This is a genomic window from Sphingomonas ginsengisoli An et al. 2013 (assembly GCF_009363895.1).
Taxonomy (GTDB): Bacteria; Pseudomonadota; Alphaproteobacteria; order Sphingomonadales; family Sphingomonadaceae; genus Sphingomicrobium; species Sphingomicrobium ginsengisoli.
The window spans coordinates 927938-943187 of sequence record NZ_CP045434.1 but is presented as its reverse complement, the minus strand read 5'-3'; the positions used below and the strand labels follow the sequence as shown (position 1 = coordinate 943187).

Sequence of the window (15250 nt, the reverse complement as noted above, 5' to 3'; positions counted from 1 at the left end):
GCCACGCCAGCCTGGCTACCGCCGGCGAAATGATCGCACGCGCTGGAACTCCGGCGCCAGGCGGTCCATTGGGCGGTTTCCCATGCCATTCACCCTCCACCACCTGCCCGGCGACGGGCCGCGTCCGGGCGCGCGCGAAATGGTCGCGCTGCTCGCCGCGCTGATGGCCTTGAATGCCATCGCGATCGATTCGATGATCCCGGCGCTGCCCGACATCGGCGCGCACCTCCATGTCGCCGACCCCAACCGGCGCCAGCTGATCATCGTCGTCTACATGCTCGGCTTCGGGCTCGGGCAATTGCTGTGGGGGCCGCTCGCCGACCGCTTCGGGCGTAAGCCGATCCTGACCTGGGGGATCGGCGCTTATGCGCTGTTCGCAAGCCTGTGCTCGGTCGCGCCGAGCTTCGAGGTGCTGATCGCCGGGCGGCTGTGCCAGGGCGCGGCGGCGGCGGTGACCCGCGTGCTGGTGGTGGCGATGGTCCGCGACCTGTTCGAGGGCGAGGCGATGGCGCGGGTGATGAGCCTGACCTTCATGGTGTTCATGCTGGTGCCCGTGCTGGCGCCGAGCTTCGGCCAGGCGGTGCTGGCGATCGGGCCGTGGCAGGCGATCTTCTGGGCGCTGGCGGCTTACGGGCTGTTGCTCGGGGTGTGGAGTTTCCTCCGCCTGCCCGAGACGCTGCATCCCGAATTTCGGCGGAGCCTCAAGGTTGGCGAATTGTGGGCGGCGGCGAAGGCGGTCGTCAGCGAGCGCCAGTCACTGGGCTATACGCTGGCGCAGACGGCGTTCTTCGCGGGGCTGGTCGCCTACATCTCCTCGATCCAGCAGATCGTGTTCGACAGTTTCCACGCCGGCAGCCGGATCGGGCTGGTGTTCGGGGCGGTGGCGGCGCCGATGGCGGTGGCCGCCTTCACCAACAGCCGGATCGTCGGCCGCTTGGGGCTGCGGCGGGTCGGCCATTGGGGGGTGGTGGCGTTCGTCGCGGTAACCAGCGCGCACGCCCTGCTGGCGTTGCTCACCCCCGAGCGGCTGGCCGAGTTCGTGGTGCTGCAGGGGCTGGCGATGGGGAGCTTCGCCTTCACCTCGTCCAACTTGAACACGCTGGCGATGGAGAAGATGGCGCCGATCGCGGGGATGGCGAGCTCGATCCAAGGGCTGGCGAGCACGGTGCTGGCCTCGGCCGCGGGCTTCGCGATCGGCCAGGCGTTCGACGGCAGCCAGCGGCCGTTCCTGATCGGCGTGGCGGTGTGCGGCTGGGTCGGGGCGCTGCTGGTGGTGCTGACCGATCGGCGGCGGTTGTTCGAGCGGTTGCCGGTGGGCGGGGTGAGCGCGGCGGTGGTGGCGGAGTAGGGGGGGTGGCGGAGGGGTGGCCGTCACGGGAGTAAATCCCGTGACGTCGATCAGGTTCGGCTGCGCCGACCTGTCGGCCGGCTTTCGCGCTCTCTTCGTCTAAGCGGAAAATCGCTTTCGCAATTTTCCGCTTAGTCTTGGGCGCTCAATCTTCCGGCCCAGCCCCAACCATCAACGCTTCACCAACCTCATCCTTCTTGCCGCGGACGGCGTTTTCGATGCGGGCGGCGATGTCGGGGTTTTCGCGCAGGTAGACCTTGGCGTTCTCGCGGCCCTGGCCGATGCGGATCGAGTCGAAGCTGAACCAGGCGCCGGACTTCTCGACCAGCCCGGCCTTGACCCCGAGGTCGAGGATTTCGCCGACCTTGCTGACGCCTTCGCCGTACATGATGTCGAACTCGACCTGCTTGAACGGCGGGGCGACCTTGTTCTTGACCACCTTCACGCGGGTGGTGTTGCCGACGATATCGTCCTTGTCCTTGATCTGCCCGGTGCGGCGGATGTCGAGGCGGACGGAGGCGTAGAATTTGAGCGCATTGCCGCCGGTGGTGGTTTCAGGATTGCCGTACATCACGCCGATCTTCATCCGCACTTGGTTGATGAAGATGACGGTGCAGCGCGAGCGGCTGATCGAGCCGGTGAGCTTGCGGAGCGCCTGGCTCATCAGCCGGGCCTGGAGGCCGACGTGGCTGTCGCCCATCTCGCCCTCGATCTCGGCCCGCGGGACCAGCGCGGCGACCGAATCGACCACCAGCACGTCGACCGCGTTCGAGCGAACCAGCGTATCGACGATCTCGAGCGCCTGTTCGCCCGTGTCGGGCTGGGAGACGATCAATTCGTCGATGTTGACGCCGAGCTTCTTGGCATAGACCGGGTCGAGCGCATGCTCTGCATCGACGAAGGCGGCAGTGCCGCCGATCTTCTGCGATTCGGCGATCGAGTGGAGCGCCAGCGTGGTCTTGCCCGAGCTTTCTGGGCCGTAGATCTCGATGATGCGGCCGCGCGGGAGGCCGCCGACGCCGAGCGCGATGTCGAGCCCGAGCGAACCGGTCGAGACCGTCTCGATCTCGATCTTCTCGCGGCTGCCCAGCTTCATCGCCGAGCCCTTGCCGAAAGCGCGGTCGATCTGCGCCAGCGCCGCGTCCAATGCCTTTTGCCGATCCGTAGTCACCGCATCCCCGCTCATTCCGACGACCTTCAGTTGCGTGGCCATGCCCCTATTCCTTTCGTCAGTCAGCCATGCGGATCAACTCCGCGCTGAAACCGATGTACCCTATCCGTTCCGGTGGAACAAGTAGGGAACGAAAAGGAGGGGCCGTGGCCCGAATTCGCCGAGCAAGACCTTGATAGCCGACCGGCGGGGGGCGGCAAGGCGAAAGTGCGGCGGGGCCTCGCGTGAGATCGAGAACGAACCAAACAGGCAAAATATATTGACTTGTTGGAGTTCGTTTGGCTTGTCCCGGGCATGGGACGAAATAGTGGCGATGCGCCGGGGGACGAGGCCGCGGACAGCAAGCTGGCGCTGGCGCGAATCTACACAAAGCTCGAGTTTGCTTTAGTGAGGGCGGCGACTTCCGTGCTGAGCGGGGCCGGGCTGCCCGAAGGTGCCCCGCTGATTAGTGCGGAGACGGCGGTCAAGCTGCTGACGCTGCGCAACGCGGCGCGCGCGCAGGCGGCGGAGGAGGATCGCCCGCCGCCGCCCGACCCGGCGCAGCTGCGGGAGATGATCGCGGCGCGGGTGGCGGCGGTCCGTGACGACGGGGCTGCCGAGCCGCCGACCGCGCCCGAGTGAGGCACGGCGAATTTCCGGCGCTGGTCGCCGGGCTGAGCCACGCCGAGGTGCTGGCGCTGCTCGGCACGCTCGACCCGTCCGAGCTGGCGGCGATCGCGGACGACTGGCGCCTGTGGGCGCGGCCCGAGCAGGTCTCGCCGGCGGGGGCGTGGGAGACCTGGGTGGTGATGGCCGGGCGCGGGTTCGGCAAGACCCGCGCCGGGGCCGAGTGGATCGCCGAACAGGTTCGCGCGCGGTCCGACCTCAGGATCGCGTTGGTCGCCGCGACCTATGCCGAGGCGCGCGACGTGATGGTCGAAGGCGACAGCGGGCTGCGTGCGGTGGCGGATCCGCTGATCGGGCGCTTCTACCCCGCGCGGCGGCTGATAAAGTTCCATAACGGTTCGGAAGCGCGGCTGTACAGCGGCGCCTCGCCCGACGAGCTGCGCGGGCCCCAACATCATTTCGCCTGGTGCGACGAGCTGGCCAAATGGAAGAAGTCGCACGAGACCTGGTCGACGCTGCAGCTCGGGCTTCGGCTCGGTCATCGGCCGCAGGTGATGGTGACGACGACGCCGCGCGCGCGGACCGTGCTCGCCCAGCTGCTGGAGAGGGAGGGGACGGTGCACACCGGTGGGTCGACCGCCGCCAACCGCCACCTGCCGCTCGCCTTCCGAACGGCGATGGAGCGGCAATATGGCGGGACGTCGCTCGGCCGGCAGGAGCTGGAGGGCGAGCTGGTCACCGACGTCGCGGGAGCACTGTGGACCGCGGCGCTGATCAAGCGCTGCCGCTGGCCGGGCGGGGTGCCGCTGCCGGGCTTCGCGCGGATCGTCATCGGGGTCGACCCGCCGAGTGGCGGCGGGACGTGCGGGATCGTCGCCTGCGCGCTCGACCGCGAGGGGCGTGGCCATGTGCTCGCCGACCATAGCGTCACTGCGGCGACCCCCGAGCAATGGGCGGCGCGGGTGGCGGAGGCCGCCGCGCTCCACGGGCCGCGTAGCAGCGAAGGCCGCGCGCTGGTGGTCGCCGAGCAGAACCAAGGGGGCAAGATGGTGCTGAGCGTGCTCCACGGCGCCGCGCCCGACCTCCACGTCCGGCTGGTCACCGCGCGGGTCGGCAAGAGCCACCGCGCCGAGCCGATCGCGCTGCGGTTCGAGAACGGCAGCGCCTTCTTCCACGGACGGTTCGGGCCGCTCGAGGGGCAGTTGATGGGGCTGATCGCGGGGGGCGGCTATGACGGGCCGGGCACCAGCCCCGACCGCGCCGACGCGATGGTGTGGGCGCTGACCGAGCTGCTGCTGGCGCCGAAGCGGGCGAAGCCGGGGATCGGGTCGCTTTAATTGCCCTGGCGTATCTTGGCCGCGACGTCGGGGTGTGCGTTCAAATAAGCGAGCACCTCGGCTTTGAACTGCGCGACCTTGACCTGCGAGCGAGCGCGGCCCTGTTCGACCGCTTCCTTCGCCACGGCCTGGACTTCGGGGTCGGACACCAGTTCCAGGCTGCGCTGGAGATAATGGCTCCCGGCAGGTGTGAGGGCAAAGGCGTGGATGTTCTTAAGCTCGGCGAGGGTGAAGGCGCGGGCGTAAGCGCCCTCCATCGCCGCCAGACTCTTCGGGAAATTGGCGCGAGCATTGGCGGCCGCCTCCGCCCGCGCCGATGCGATGAAGCGATCGAACATCGCCTTGAGGCCCGGATCGTCGACCGTCGGCAGCTTGAATGTCTGCAGCATGGTCGCGGTAAGCGTGTCCATCATCTTCTGCATCGTCGCCTCGCGAGTGGCGGGCGGGAACATCACCTCGATGATGGCGTGCGCCTCAGTGCGGCGGGCGGCGTCGTCGGGGGCAACCGCGACGGACGCCGGCTGGGCGTGGAGCGCGGCCGGCGCGGCGACCGCGAGCAGCGCGGCGGATAGGCTGATGGTACGCATGACTTTTCTCCCCCGTGAGGAGGCGATGCTAGCGCGCCGGTGGCGGGGTGCAAGCGAGCCGCGGCGGTGGGGGCGTCGGCCGGGCGAAAATGCGGCTGGCGGAGCGAACCCGCGGCGGCCTCAATCGTTAATCTTTGCGAACCCCAACCAGCTGGAGATGACCGCCATGCCCATCCTGTCCGTTCGCGCCCTCGCCCTGGCCGCCGCCGCGCTGGCCGGCGCCGTGCCCGCTGCCGCGCTCCAGACCGCGCCGCCCGCCGCTGCGTCTGCCGCCATCGCCCCGGGGACGGCGGTCGTCGATGCCAACGGCGGCGCCGTCGGCGTGGTGAGCCGCGTCAATGGCGACCAGTTGGTGGTCAAGACCGACAAGCATGAGGTGCAGCTGCCCGCCTCGTCCTTCACCCCGCACGACGGCAAGCTTATGTTCGCGCTCACCCAGGCGCAGCTCAACGCGCAGGCCGAAGAAGCGCTGGCCGAGGCCAATGCCAAGGTGACCATCGGGACGACCGTCTATGGCCAGGCGGGCACGCCCGCCGGCACGATCACCGCGATCGACGACCAATATGTGACGATCAAGCTGACGGGCGGAAAGCTCGTCCGCCTGCAGCGCAACGCCATCGCGCCTGGCCCGCAGGGGGCGGTGCTGGGCATCAGCGCGAGCGAGCTGCAGAAGCTCGCCGACCAAGCCAAGTAAGCGCTTCCGGGCGGGGTCAGGCGTTCGCAGGCATCGGCGCCTCGACCCCGACCATCGCGGCCTGGGCGGGGGCGTAACGGTCGCCTTCGACTTCGAGCTCGCCCAAGCCGACACAGATGCGGTCGAGCTCATCGTCGCCGAGCGCGAGGTCGGCGGCGGCGAGGTTCTCCTCGAGGCGGGGGAGCTTGGTCGTGCCGGGGATGGGGACGATGTAGGGGCGCTGGGCGAGCAGCCAGGCGAGCGCGACCTGCGCCGGGGTGGCGCCTTTCTCGGTAGCGATTTCCTTCAACAGGTCGACGAAGGCCTGGTTGCGGTCGATCGCTTCGGGGGAGAAGCGCGGGGTCGTGCTGCGGAAGTCGCCCGCGGGGAGCGCCTCGCCGGGCTTGATCGCGCCGGTGAGGAAGCCCTTGCCGAGGGGGGAGTAGGGGACGAAGCCGATGCCGAGCTCGTCGCAGGCGTCGAGGATGCCGTTGCTCTCGGGTGCGCGCCACCACAGCGAATATTCGTTCTGGACCGCGGCGACCGGCTGGACCGCGTGGGCGCGGCGGAGGGTCTGGGGGCCGGGCTCGGACAGGCCGAACGCCTTGACCTTGCCGGCGGCGATGAGGTCGCGGACGGTGCCGGCGACATCCTCGATCGGGACCGCGGGGTCGACGCGGTGCTGGTAAAGGAGGTCGATGGTCTCGACGCCGAGACGCTTCAACGAGCCATCGACCGCGGCGCGGATGGTCTCGGGGCGGCTGTCGGTGCCGGGGAGCTGCTTGCCGTCGGGGTCGAACTTGAAGCCGAACTTGGTGGCGATGACGACCTGGTCGCGGTGGGGCTTGAGGGCCTCGCCGACGATCTCCTCATTCTCGAAGGGGCCGTAGACTTCGGCGGTGTCGAAGAAGGTGACCCCGCGCTCGACCGCGGCGCGGATCAAGGCGACGCCGTCGGCGCGGGAGAGCTTGTTGGCATAGCCGAAGGAAATGCCCATGCAGCCGAGGCCGAGGGCGGAGACGAGGGGGCCGGAGCGGCCGAGCTGGCGGGTGTGCATGGGTGGCGTAACGAGCGAGGGGGGAGAAGGTGGCGCGGGCGGGGGCGGCGAGCGGGCGAAGCGTCAATATTTAACTTGGCGAAGGGGGGCGGCAGGGGGATAGCTGGTGCGGACGCCGTCACGGCGCCCGGTTGCTGGCGTTTCTTCGCATCATGGAGTGTCGCGCATGAGCCTGCTCAATGGAATCCTCGGCCAGGTGACCGGGTCCGCCACCGTCCAGAACCTCGCCGAGAAGGTCGGCCTCAGCCCCGAGCAGGTCGAGCAGGCGGTCACCGCGCTCGGCGCGGCGCACACGCAGGAAGGCGACACGGTGGAGACGGCGGCCGATCAGACCGGGCTGCCGCAAGACAAATTGCAGGAGATCGTCGGCCACATCGGCGGCGAAGGCTCGCTCGGCCAGTTCGCCTCGCTGCTGGGCGAGGAAGGCGGGGTTGGCGGGATGATCGGCAAGATCAAGGGTATGTTCTAAGCGCGAGCGGCCGAGCCTAAGCGGCAGAGCGCAGCGAGCCGCTTAGGCGAAGAGCCCGCGAGCGCCGGCCAGCCTGCGCGCAAGCCGCCTAGGCGGCGAGGGCGGCAGGACTGACGTTAGCGCAACGTCGAAACGAACGTAAGCGCGATCGTTCGCGCAATCTCGTGGCCCTGAATTAATTCACGTACTAGTGCCCGGTAAGGCTAAAAGCGTCCTACGGTTTGCATGATCTTGCCTGGCACCCTTCACAGTCTCAAACCGACCCCACCGGTAGCTTCACGTCTGGAAAAGCATCAGGTTCTGACGAAGCCACTCCATCCTTGAAAGCTGACTTAAGCTGTTCGGCGCTTTTCAACATAAGAGAAGCAGTCGGGCTTATTGCTGTTCTTAAACCGGCTATGGCTGCATCAATATCACTAAGAGATTGCTCTTTATCGATCTTTTGCTGGGCAATTGCCCTATTGAGAAATGCACCATAAGCGACCAAGCGGCTTTCCTCGTCCGGAGCATGCTCCAGTTCCCGGATAATCCTGCTGAAAATACGAACTGCTTCCTCGACACGATTTGATTTTGCTAGAGTAACACCTTGGTTCGATCGAATGCTGTTTTGCAGCCGAGATGGAATCTGATCGAGAGTGAATGGAAATATGTCTTCAGCTTTTTGATAATAATCGATTGCTTTGGGAAAATCTTTCTCATTCGAGTAAAGTTGCCCTAAGGCGGCGTAAGCCTTAGCGACTTGGGCTCTCACGCTCGGTTCGTCGTCGTCAGACAGAGAACTGATCAAACCCTCGAATGCCGCAATGGCTTCACGATCTGTGCTGAGCTCTTTGATTATGGCAGCCCGATTGTACATCGCTCTTGCTAGGGTATCTCGCGCATCAGCCGAGATCGCACCTTTCGAACGCTGAATGACAAAATCATAAGTTGAGAGCGCTTCGGCATTTCTATCAAGATTGGAGAGCGTCACACCCTTGTTATATAGAAGAGAGTTAAGCCCATCCCTGATATCCGGCTCAGCACTTGAGGCCAAACGATCCACAGCATCGTTATAAGTCAAGAGCTCTAAATCATGCGCACCTAGTTTGTCATAGCAAACGGCTTTAGTATCGAAACCGGCGAGAATTTCCGATTCTTGACCGGAAACGGTAATCAAGATGCTTGCGAAGTCGAGAGCAGAGAAAAGCTCCCCGCTCCGGATTTTAGCATCAATTTCCCTATTTGCGTGCTCCAATAGAGTTTGGCAATCGGCAAAAGGAAGGCTGTTCATGATGGTCTCTTCTTCGGATTCGCTTCCGAAACGTTGATTTTGTACTGACGAATCTTCTCAACATCTTGAGCGGCCACAACTTTATGCCCTTCGATTTGAAGAAGAATTCGCTGCGTATCCTTGAGAGCCTGCTTACTCTCAGTCACACAATTCTCAATTTCTTCCTTACTGTCTTTGAGATCATCTTTAGCTACGCCAGTGGCAGCTCGTATGGCAGATTGCTCAACACGCCAGCCAAGATAGATTACCAACAGTGTGAGAAGGACGCCAAATACACCCAGTAAGATCTCAACGCGCGCGTATGCTTCGTTTTGTTCGTCGAGCCGTTTATCAAGCGCCCCAATTTTTACCTCTATGATCGCCGACCGTTGATCTTGAGCTTTCAAGCCCATTAGCAGATTTGCCGCGCTTTGTGTCGGTTCGGGTGTAGCCACTTGACCTTTGTTGCTCCGATTGCGCGTCGCGCTTGAAAGACTCTTCAGGAGGCCAGTGTCTTCACTGATCCAAGAACGACCGCATCTTCCGCGACCGGCTAGGATGCTTCAGCTTCCGCAGCGCCTTGGCTTCGATCTGGCGGATACGCTCGCGGGTCACGCTGAACTGCTGGCCGACCTCTTCGAGCGTGTGATCGGTATTCATGCCGATGCCGAACCGCATGCGCAGGACGCGCTCCTCGCGCGGCGTTAGGGACGCCAGCACGCGGGTGACCGTTTCCTTGAGGTTCGCCTGGATGGCGGCGTCGACCGGGATGACGGCGTTCTTGTCCTCGATGAAGTCGCCGAGGTGGCTGTCTTCCTCGTCGCCGATCGGCGTCTCGAGGCTGATCGGCTCCTTGGCGATCTTGAGGACCTTGCGCACCTTCTCGAGCGGCATCGAGAGGCGCTCGGCGAGCTCCTCCGGGGTCGCTTCGCGGCCGGTCTCGTGGAGGAACTGCCGGCTGGTGCGGACGAGCTTGTTGATCGTCTCGATCATGTGGACCGGGATGCGGATGGTCCGCGCCTGGTCGGCGATCGAACGGGTGATCGCCTGCCGGATCCACCAGGTGGCGTAGGTCGAGAACTTGTAGCCGCGGCGATACTCGAACTTGTCGACCGCCTTCATCAGGCCGATGTTGCCTTCCTGGATGAGGTCGAGGAACTGCAACCCGCGGTTGGTGTATTTCTTGGCGATCGAAATGACGAGGCGCAAGTTTGCCTCGACCATTTCCTTCTTGGCGATGCGCGCCTCGCGCTCACCCTTCTGGACCATGTTCACGATCTTGCGGAACTCGGCCAGGTTCATGCCGGTGGCCTGCGCGATCTCCCCGATCTCGACGCGGATGCGGTCGACGCTGTCGCCCTCGCCGGCGGCGAAGGCGGCCCACTTCTTGTCGAGCTTGGCGACGCGCGGCAACCACGCCTCGTCGAGCTCATTGCCCATATATTCGTCGAGGAAGGCTTTCCGCGGGACGCGGTGGCGCTCGGCGAGGCGGAGCATTTGCCCACCTAGGGCAGTGAGCCGGCGGTTGTAGCTGTAGAGCTGCTCGACCAGATATTCGATCTTCGAGCCGTGGAACTGCATCGCCTCGACTTCGGCGGTGAGCTGTTCGCGCAGCTTCTGATATTTCTTCTCTTCGGCAGAGGCATAGGCCTGGCCGGCGCTCATCGCCACCAGGCGCGCGTCCTGGAGCTTGGCGAACTTCTTGTAGTGGGCGGTGATGAGGGCGAACTTCTCGAGCGCCTGCGGCTTGAGCGTCTCCTCCATCTGCGCGAGGCTGAGGGTGTTGTCGTCCTCTTCCTCTTCGGCGGCGGCGCCTTCGGGACGGGCGCGACGTTCGGTGAATTCGTCTTCCTCGTCGTCGGCGGCCGGGGCCTCCTCGGGCTCGGCATCTTCCTTGATGGTCGGACCGGCAACCGCGGCGCTGATCTCGCCCGCGCCTTCCTCGCCCTCGCTCTCGGCGGCGTTGATCTGCTCGGCGGTGGGGCCCTTGGAGAGCATGGCTTCGAGATCGAGGATCTCACGCAGCTGCATCCGGCCTTCGTTCAAGGCGTTCGACCATTCGATGATCGAGGTGAAGGTGATCGGGCTGTCGCACAGCCCCCAGATCATCGTGTCGCGGCCGGCCTCGATCCGCTTGGCGATGGCGATCTCACCCTCGCGGGAGAGGAGCTCGACTGCCCCCATCTCGCGCAGGTACATGCGGACCGGATCGTCGGTGCGGTCGGTCGGCTCTTTCTTGACCGCCGCGGCCGGGCGCGCGCCGCCGTCGTCGAGCGGGTCGACTTCCTCGACCTCGTTCGCGCTGTCGCTGTCGCCGTCCTCGTCCTCGTCGTCCGAGCCTTCGCCCTTCTCGACGATCTGGACGCCCATGTCGTTGAGTTCCGACATCAGGTCTTCGATCTGCTCGTTCTGGTCGGCCGGAAGCGCTGCGTTGATCTCGTCAATGGTGATGGTGCCGCGCTTCTTGGCGCGCGCCTTCAACCGCTTAATCGCAGCGTCGTTCTGGTCGATCAGGGGCGCATCGTCGCCGTCCTGGGGTTCGGTTTCTTGAATCTCTGCTTTCGCCATCGTGCCGCCACTTAGTCGTCCGCGGCCAGTTCCGCCAGACGCTTGGTTGTTTCGATTTTTGCGACGCTTAGTCGCTGTTGCTCTTCAAACCCTTCAACCTCGCCCAACGCCAGCCGTTCGGTGGCGGCGCGAAGGGCGCTGGCGATCTCATAGTGCGCGCAAAGGGCGTCTATGACGTTGCCGAGTTCACGCTCTGCGCGCGCCGGATCCGTGCCGGGCTGAGTGAAGGAATATCCTGCGCCTGCTCTCCTGCCGCTCCGTTCAAGGAGGGTCGAACCGCCTGCACCCTGCAATATGGTGGCGATTCGCGACCGATCAAGCACTTCGCCCGATAGCGCCGCTTCGAGCAGCTGGTCGCGAATTCGGGCGAGCGCGCGGTCGCTGAGCGGGAGCCGCTGGACCTCGGAGAAATGGTCGATCAGCGCGGCGGGGAACAGCGCCAGTCCCTCGAGCACCGCGCGCGAGGTCTGCGGATCGATTCCCTCCGAGCCGATCGCTCGCGCGGCCGGGCTGGCGGGGGGCTCGGGGGGGACGAAGCCCTTGCCCTTGACCCAGCTGCCGCGGCGCTGGCCGACGGGGCTTAAGGCCCCGCGCGTCCGCTCGGGGCGGGTCAGCGCGTCGAAGCGGACGAGCCATTCCTCGCGGTAGAGTTGGCTGAGCGAGCGGTCGCCAATCGCGGCGGCGTGGGCGACGAGGCGCTGCTTGAGGCCGGCGCGCTCCTCGGGCGTGGCGAGGGGGGAGGCGTCGCGCTCGTGCCGCCAGAGGCGGTCGACCAGCGGCTCGGGCTCGGCGAGGATGGCGTCGATCGCGGCGCGGCCGCCGGCCTTGACGAGGTCGTCGGGGTCCTGACCCGCGGGGAGCGCGACGAAGCGCAGCGTCCGCTCGGGCGCGAGGTGGGGGAGGGCGCGCAGGGCGGCGCGGATCGCGGCCTTCTGCCCGGCGGCGTCGCCGTCGAAGCAGAGGATCGGCGCGGGGTCGAGCCGCCAGAGGATGGCAAGCTGGGCCTCGGTCAGTGCGGTGCCGTTGGGGGCGACGCTCTCGGCGATCCCCGCCTGGTCGAGCGCGATCACGTCCATATAGCCTTCGACCACGATAATCCGGTTGGCCTGGCGGCTGGCGGGGGAGGCGCGGTCGAGGTTGTAGAGCGTGCGGCCCTTGTCGAAGAGGACGGTCTCGGGGGAGTTGAGATACTTGGGCTCGCCGGCGCCGAGGATGCGGCCGCCGAAGCCGATCACCCGCCCGCGCGCGTCGCGGATGGGGATCATCAGCCGGCCGCGGAAACGGTCGTAGGGCTCGCGGTTGCCGTCGTCGGGACGGATCAGCAGGCCGGTATCGACGAGTTGCTCCTCGCCCTGCTCCTTGAGCGCGGTCTTGAGGCGGGTGCGGCCGTCGGGGGCGAAGCCGATCCCGAAGCGCTGGACGGAGAGGGCGGAGAAGCCGCGCTTCTTGACGTAGGCGCGTGCGTCGGCGGCTTCGGGGCCTTCGAGCTGCTCGGCGTACCAGCGCTGCGCCGCGCCCATCACGTCGTGGAGGGTCGCGGCGCGGCTCGCCTGCTCCTGCGCGCGGGGGTCGGGCGCGGGGACCTGCATCCCGGCCTTGTCGGCGAGTTCCTTAACCGCATCGATGAAGGGGAGGCCGCGTTGCTCGGTGAGAAAGCGGATCGCATCGCCGTGCGCGCCGCAGCCGAAGCAGTGGTAGAAGGCCTTTTCGTCGTTGACGTAGAAGCTGGGGGTCTTCTCGTCGTGGAACGGGCAGCAGCCTTTAAATTCGCGGCCGGCGCGGGTGAGCTTCACCTGCGGGGCGACGACCGCGCTGAGCAGGGTGCGGGCGCGGAGTTCGTCGAGGAAGGCGGGGGAGAGGGTCATGGGGTGGAAGCGCCCCTCGACTTCGCGCCTCGCGCTCCGCTCGGGACGAGCGACCCAGTCGCTGCCCTACTATCGGCAGTTGCGACCACCCTTTCGCTCGTCCCGAGCGAAGTCGAGGGGCGTTCGCAAGGCGGCTTGGCGAAATGCGACACCCGGGCCCAGTCGCGCGCGATCAGGCCCTCTTTCTTAGCGCGTGACCAGGGCTTGATGCGGCGTTCGGCTTCATAGGCTTCCTGCCGAGTGGGCAGGACTTCGCACCAGACGAGGGAGACCGGTCGCCGCCGCCGGGTCCAGTCGCCGCCGATGCCGGAATTATGCTCACCCACACGCTTTTCGAGATTGTCCGTGTGGCCGGTGTAGAAGGAGCCGTCGCTGCAACGCACGATGTAGACCCAGAAATGCACGTTGCTTGGGCGCCCCTCGACTTCGCTCGGGACGAGCGACTCTCCTGCGGGAGTTTTCTCTCAACGCGGCGAGAAGTCTAGCTCAACGCCGCCTTGACCAGCGCGCTCGCCCGGGCCGGTTCGATGCTGGTCGGATGACGCTCCTTCACCGCGGCCATGACGCGGCCCATGTCCTTCATGCTCGAGGCGCCGAGCTCGGCGACGATCGCCTGCACCGCGGCGCGGGCTTCGTCGTCGCTCATCTGCTGGGGGAGGAAGCGTTCGATGATGGCGATTTCGGCTTCTTCGGTGGCCGCCAGCTCGTCGCGGCCGCCCTTCTTGTAGAGCTCGACCGATTCGCGGCGTTGCTTGATCATTTTCTGGAGGACGTCGGTGACCAGCTGGTCGTCGTCGGCGGGGGCGGTGCCGGTCCTGAGCTCGATGTCGCGGTTCTTGAGGGCGCTCTGGATCAGGCGGATGGTGCCGGTGGCGGGCTTGTCGCCGCCCTTCATCGCCGCGACCAGCGCGGCCTTGAGGTCGTCTCGGATCATCGCTTCAACTCGTTCGGGAAAGCGGCCAGCCGTAGCGGCGGTTTTCCGCCCTGACCAGCCGTTGACCCTGCGCGCTTATGCGCTTAGCGACCGCGGCTTAGCGACATCGTTGTCTAACGTCCGAAGGAGCCTCCCGCCGATGGCCAGCCCCATGCCCGCGCCTGCGCCGCAACCGAGCGGAGCGACCGGAGTCCTGGTGTTCGCCGACGGCCGGGTCGCCTGGGGGCAGGGGTTCGGGGCCGAGGGCGAGGCGGTCGGCGAATTGTGCTTCAACACCGCGATGACCGGCTATCAGGAAGTGATGACCGACCCCTCCTACGCGCGGCAGGTGGTGGCGTTCACCTTTCCCCACATCGGCAATGTCGGGGCCAACGACGAGGACGTCGAGGCGGCCGATCCGCATGCGCTCGGCTGTATCGTCCGCGAGGCGGTGACGGCACCGAGCAACTTCCGCTCGAAGAGCGATTTCCCGAGCTGGATGGCGAACAACGGGCGGATCGGGCTCGCCGGGCTGGATACGCGGGCGCTGACCCGGCTGGTGCGGCGGGAGGGGCCGCCGAGGGTGGTGATGGCGCATCGGGCGGACGGGGTGTTCGACTTGGCGGCGTTGCAGAAAATGGCGATGGATTGGCCGGGGCTCGAGGGGATGGACCTCGCCAAGGCGGTGTCGCGGGAGCAGTTGGAGATTTGGAGCGGGGGGAAGTGGAGCCTCGAGTTGGGGTATGCGGGGGAGCGCCCCTCGACTTCGCTCGGGACGAGCGGTGTTGTGGCGGAGCGTCCTTCCGATGCGCTCGTCCCGAGCGCAGTCGAGGGGCGTTCTGACCGCCCCCACGTCGTCGCGATCGATTATGGGGCCAAGCGTAACATCTTCCGCAACCTGGTCGAGGCCGGGGCGCGGGTGACGATCTTGCCGGCGACCGCCACCTTCGACGAGGTGATGGCGCACGCGCCCGACGGCTTCTTCCTCTCGAACGGGCCGGGCGATCCGGCGGCGACGGGGGAATATGCGATTCCGGTGATCAAGCAGATGCTGGAGACGGGGAAGCCGCTGTTCGGCATCTGCCTCGGCCACCAGCTGCTCGCGCTCGCGGTGGGGGGCAAGACGGCCAAGATGTTCCAGGGCCATCGCGGGGCCAATCATCCGGTCAAGCGGCTGGCCGACGGGGCGGTCGAGATCACAGCCATGAACCACGGCTTCGCGGTCGAGCGCGAGGGGATGCCGGCGGGGGTCAGGGAGACGCACGTCTCGCTGTTCGACGGCTCGAACTGCGGGCTCGAGCTCGAGGGGCGGCCGGTGTTCAGCGTGCAATATCACCCCGAGGCGAGCCCGGGGCCGCAGGACAGCTTCTACCTGTTCGAGCGGTTCGTGGGGATGATGCGGTGAGC

At 66.3% G+C, this 15250-nt stretch carries 15 protein-coding genes; 6 read left to right on the top strand and 9 right to left on the bottom strand.

The features are described from left to right. Positions 1-82: 82 nt before the first annotated feature. Positions 83-1348, top strand: a complete 1266-nt coding sequence (locus GCU42_RS04555; RefSeq protein WP_162789129.1) for a multidrug effflux MFS transporter — start codon at positions 83-85, stop codon at positions 1346-1348. Positions 1349-1493: 145 nt separating this feature from the next. Here the strand turns inward: GCU42_RS04555 and recA are convergent, their stop codons facing one another. Further along, positions 1494-2561, bottom strand: coding sequence for a recombinase RecA (gene recA, locus GCU42_RS04550; RefSeq protein ID WP_114226431.1), 1068 nt, complete (start codon positions 2559-2561; stop codon positions 1494-1496). Between the two features lie 252 nt (positions 2562-2813). On the opposite strand from recA, the gene GCU42_RS04545 reads away from it, so the two are divergent. Together GCU42_RS04545 and GCU42_RS04540 are read left to right on the top strand one after the other, a co-directional pair. Beyond that, positions 2814-3140 carry a hypothetical protein gene (locus GCU42_RS04545; RefSeq protein WP_114226430.1) on the top strand — a complete coding sequence of 109 codons (327 nt, stop codon included), beginning with the start codon at positions 2814-2816 and terminating at the stop codon, positions 3138-3140. Continuing rightward, positions 3137-4462: a terminase large subunit domain-containing protein gene (locus GCU42_RS04540; RefSeq protein ID WP_114226429.1), complete on the top strand. Its 1326-nt coding sequence runs from the start codon at positions 3137-3139 to the stop codon at positions 4460-4462. Before GCU42_RS04545 ends, GCU42_RS04540 begins: the two co-directional genes overlap by 4 nt. Here the strand turns inward: GCU42_RS04540 and GCU42_RS04535 are convergent. Then, entirely contained in the window at positions 4459-5049 is a 591-nt protein-coding gene (locus tag GCU42_RS04535) for a DUF2059 domain-containing protein (RefSeq protein ID WP_114226428.1), read from the bottom strand. The two genes, GCU42_RS04540 and GCU42_RS04535, sit on opposite strands and share 4 nt — an antisense overlap. A 166-nt stretch (positions 5050-5215) precedes the next feature. Here GCU42_RS04535 and GCU42_RS04530 point away from each other — a divergent pair, with 166 nt between their 5' ends. Continuing rightward, positions 5216-5743 carry a preprotein translocase subunit YajC gene (locus GCU42_RS04530; RefSeq protein ID WP_152569445.1) on the top strand — a complete coding sequence of 176 codons (528 nt, stop codon included), beginning with the start codon at positions 5216-5218 and terminating at the stop codon, positions 5741-5743. 16 nt (positions 5744-5759) lie between these two features. On the opposite strand, the gene GCU42_RS04525 is transcribed toward GCU42_RS04530, so the two are convergent. After that, on the bottom strand, positions 5760-6779 hold the full coding sequence (locus GCU42_RS04525) for an aldo/keto reductase (protein ID WP_114226426.1): 1020 nt from the start codon (positions 6777-6779) through the stop codon (positions 5760-5762). 166 nt (positions 6780-6945) lie between these two features. Between GCU42_RS04525 and GCU42_RS04520 the strand changes: the two genes are divergently transcribed. Then, the gene (locus GCU42_RS04520) at positions 6946-7248 is read left to right on the top strand and encodes a hypothetical protein (RefSeq protein WP_114226425.1); all 303 of its coding nucleotides are present in this window, start codon (positions 6946-6948) and stop codon (positions 7246-7248) included. A 253-nt stretch (positions 7249-7501) separates the two neighbouring features. On the opposite strand, the gene GCU42_RS04515 is transcribed toward GCU42_RS04520, so the two are convergent. From GCU42_RS04515 to GCU42_RS04490, 6 genes are all read right to left on the bottom strand, one after another. Beyond that, complete coding sequence (locus GCU42_RS04515; protein WP_114226424.1) at positions 7502-8518, bottom strand: tetratricopeptide repeat protein; 1017 nt, start codon at positions 8516-8518, stop codon at positions 7502-7504. Then, the gene (locus GCU42_RS04510) at positions 8515-8952 is read right to left on the bottom strand and encodes a hypothetical protein (protein ID WP_152569444.1); all 438 of its coding nucleotides are present in this window, start codon (positions 8950-8952) and stop codon (positions 8515-8517) included. Before GCU42_RS04510 ends, GCU42_RS04515 begins: the two co-directional genes overlap by 4 nt. A 61-nt stretch (positions 8953-9013) precedes the next feature. Further along, on the bottom strand, positions 9014-11065 hold the full coding sequence (gene rpoD, locus GCU42_RS04505; RefSeq protein WP_114226422.1) for an RNA polymerase sigma factor RpoD: 2052 nt from the start codon (positions 11063-11065) through the stop codon (positions 9014-9016). An 11-nt stretch (positions 11066-11076) separates the two neighbouring features. Then, entirely contained in the window at positions 11077-12930 is a 1854-nt protein-coding gene (dnaG, locus tag GCU42_RS04500) for a DNA primase (RefSeq protein ID WP_114226421.1), read from the bottom strand. Beyond that, positions 12927-13334 (bottom strand): GIY-YIG nuclease family protein, encoded by a 408-nt coding sequence (locus GCU42_RS04495; protein ID WP_114226420.1) that lies wholly within the window; start codon positions 13332-13334, stop codon positions 12927-12929. The genes dnaG and GCU42_RS04495 overlap by 4 nt, the downstream gene beginning before the upstream one ends. Before the next feature lie 77 nt (positions 13335-13411). Then, positions 13412-13864 (bottom strand): GatB/YqeY domain-containing protein, encoded by a 453-nt coding sequence (locus GCU42_RS04490; RefSeq protein ID WP_114226419.1) that lies wholly within the window; start codon positions 13862-13864, stop codon positions 13412-13414. Positions 13865-14003: 139 nt separating this feature from the next. On the opposite strand from GCU42_RS04490, the gene carA reads away from it, so the two are divergent. Then, a complete protein-coding gene (gene carA / locus GCU42_RS04485; RefSeq protein ID WP_240309335.1) occupies positions 14004-15248 on the top strand; it encodes a glutamine-hydrolyzing carbamoyl-phosphate synthase small subunit in 1245 nt (414 codons plus the stop codon). Positions 15249-15250: the final 2 nt, after the last annotated feature.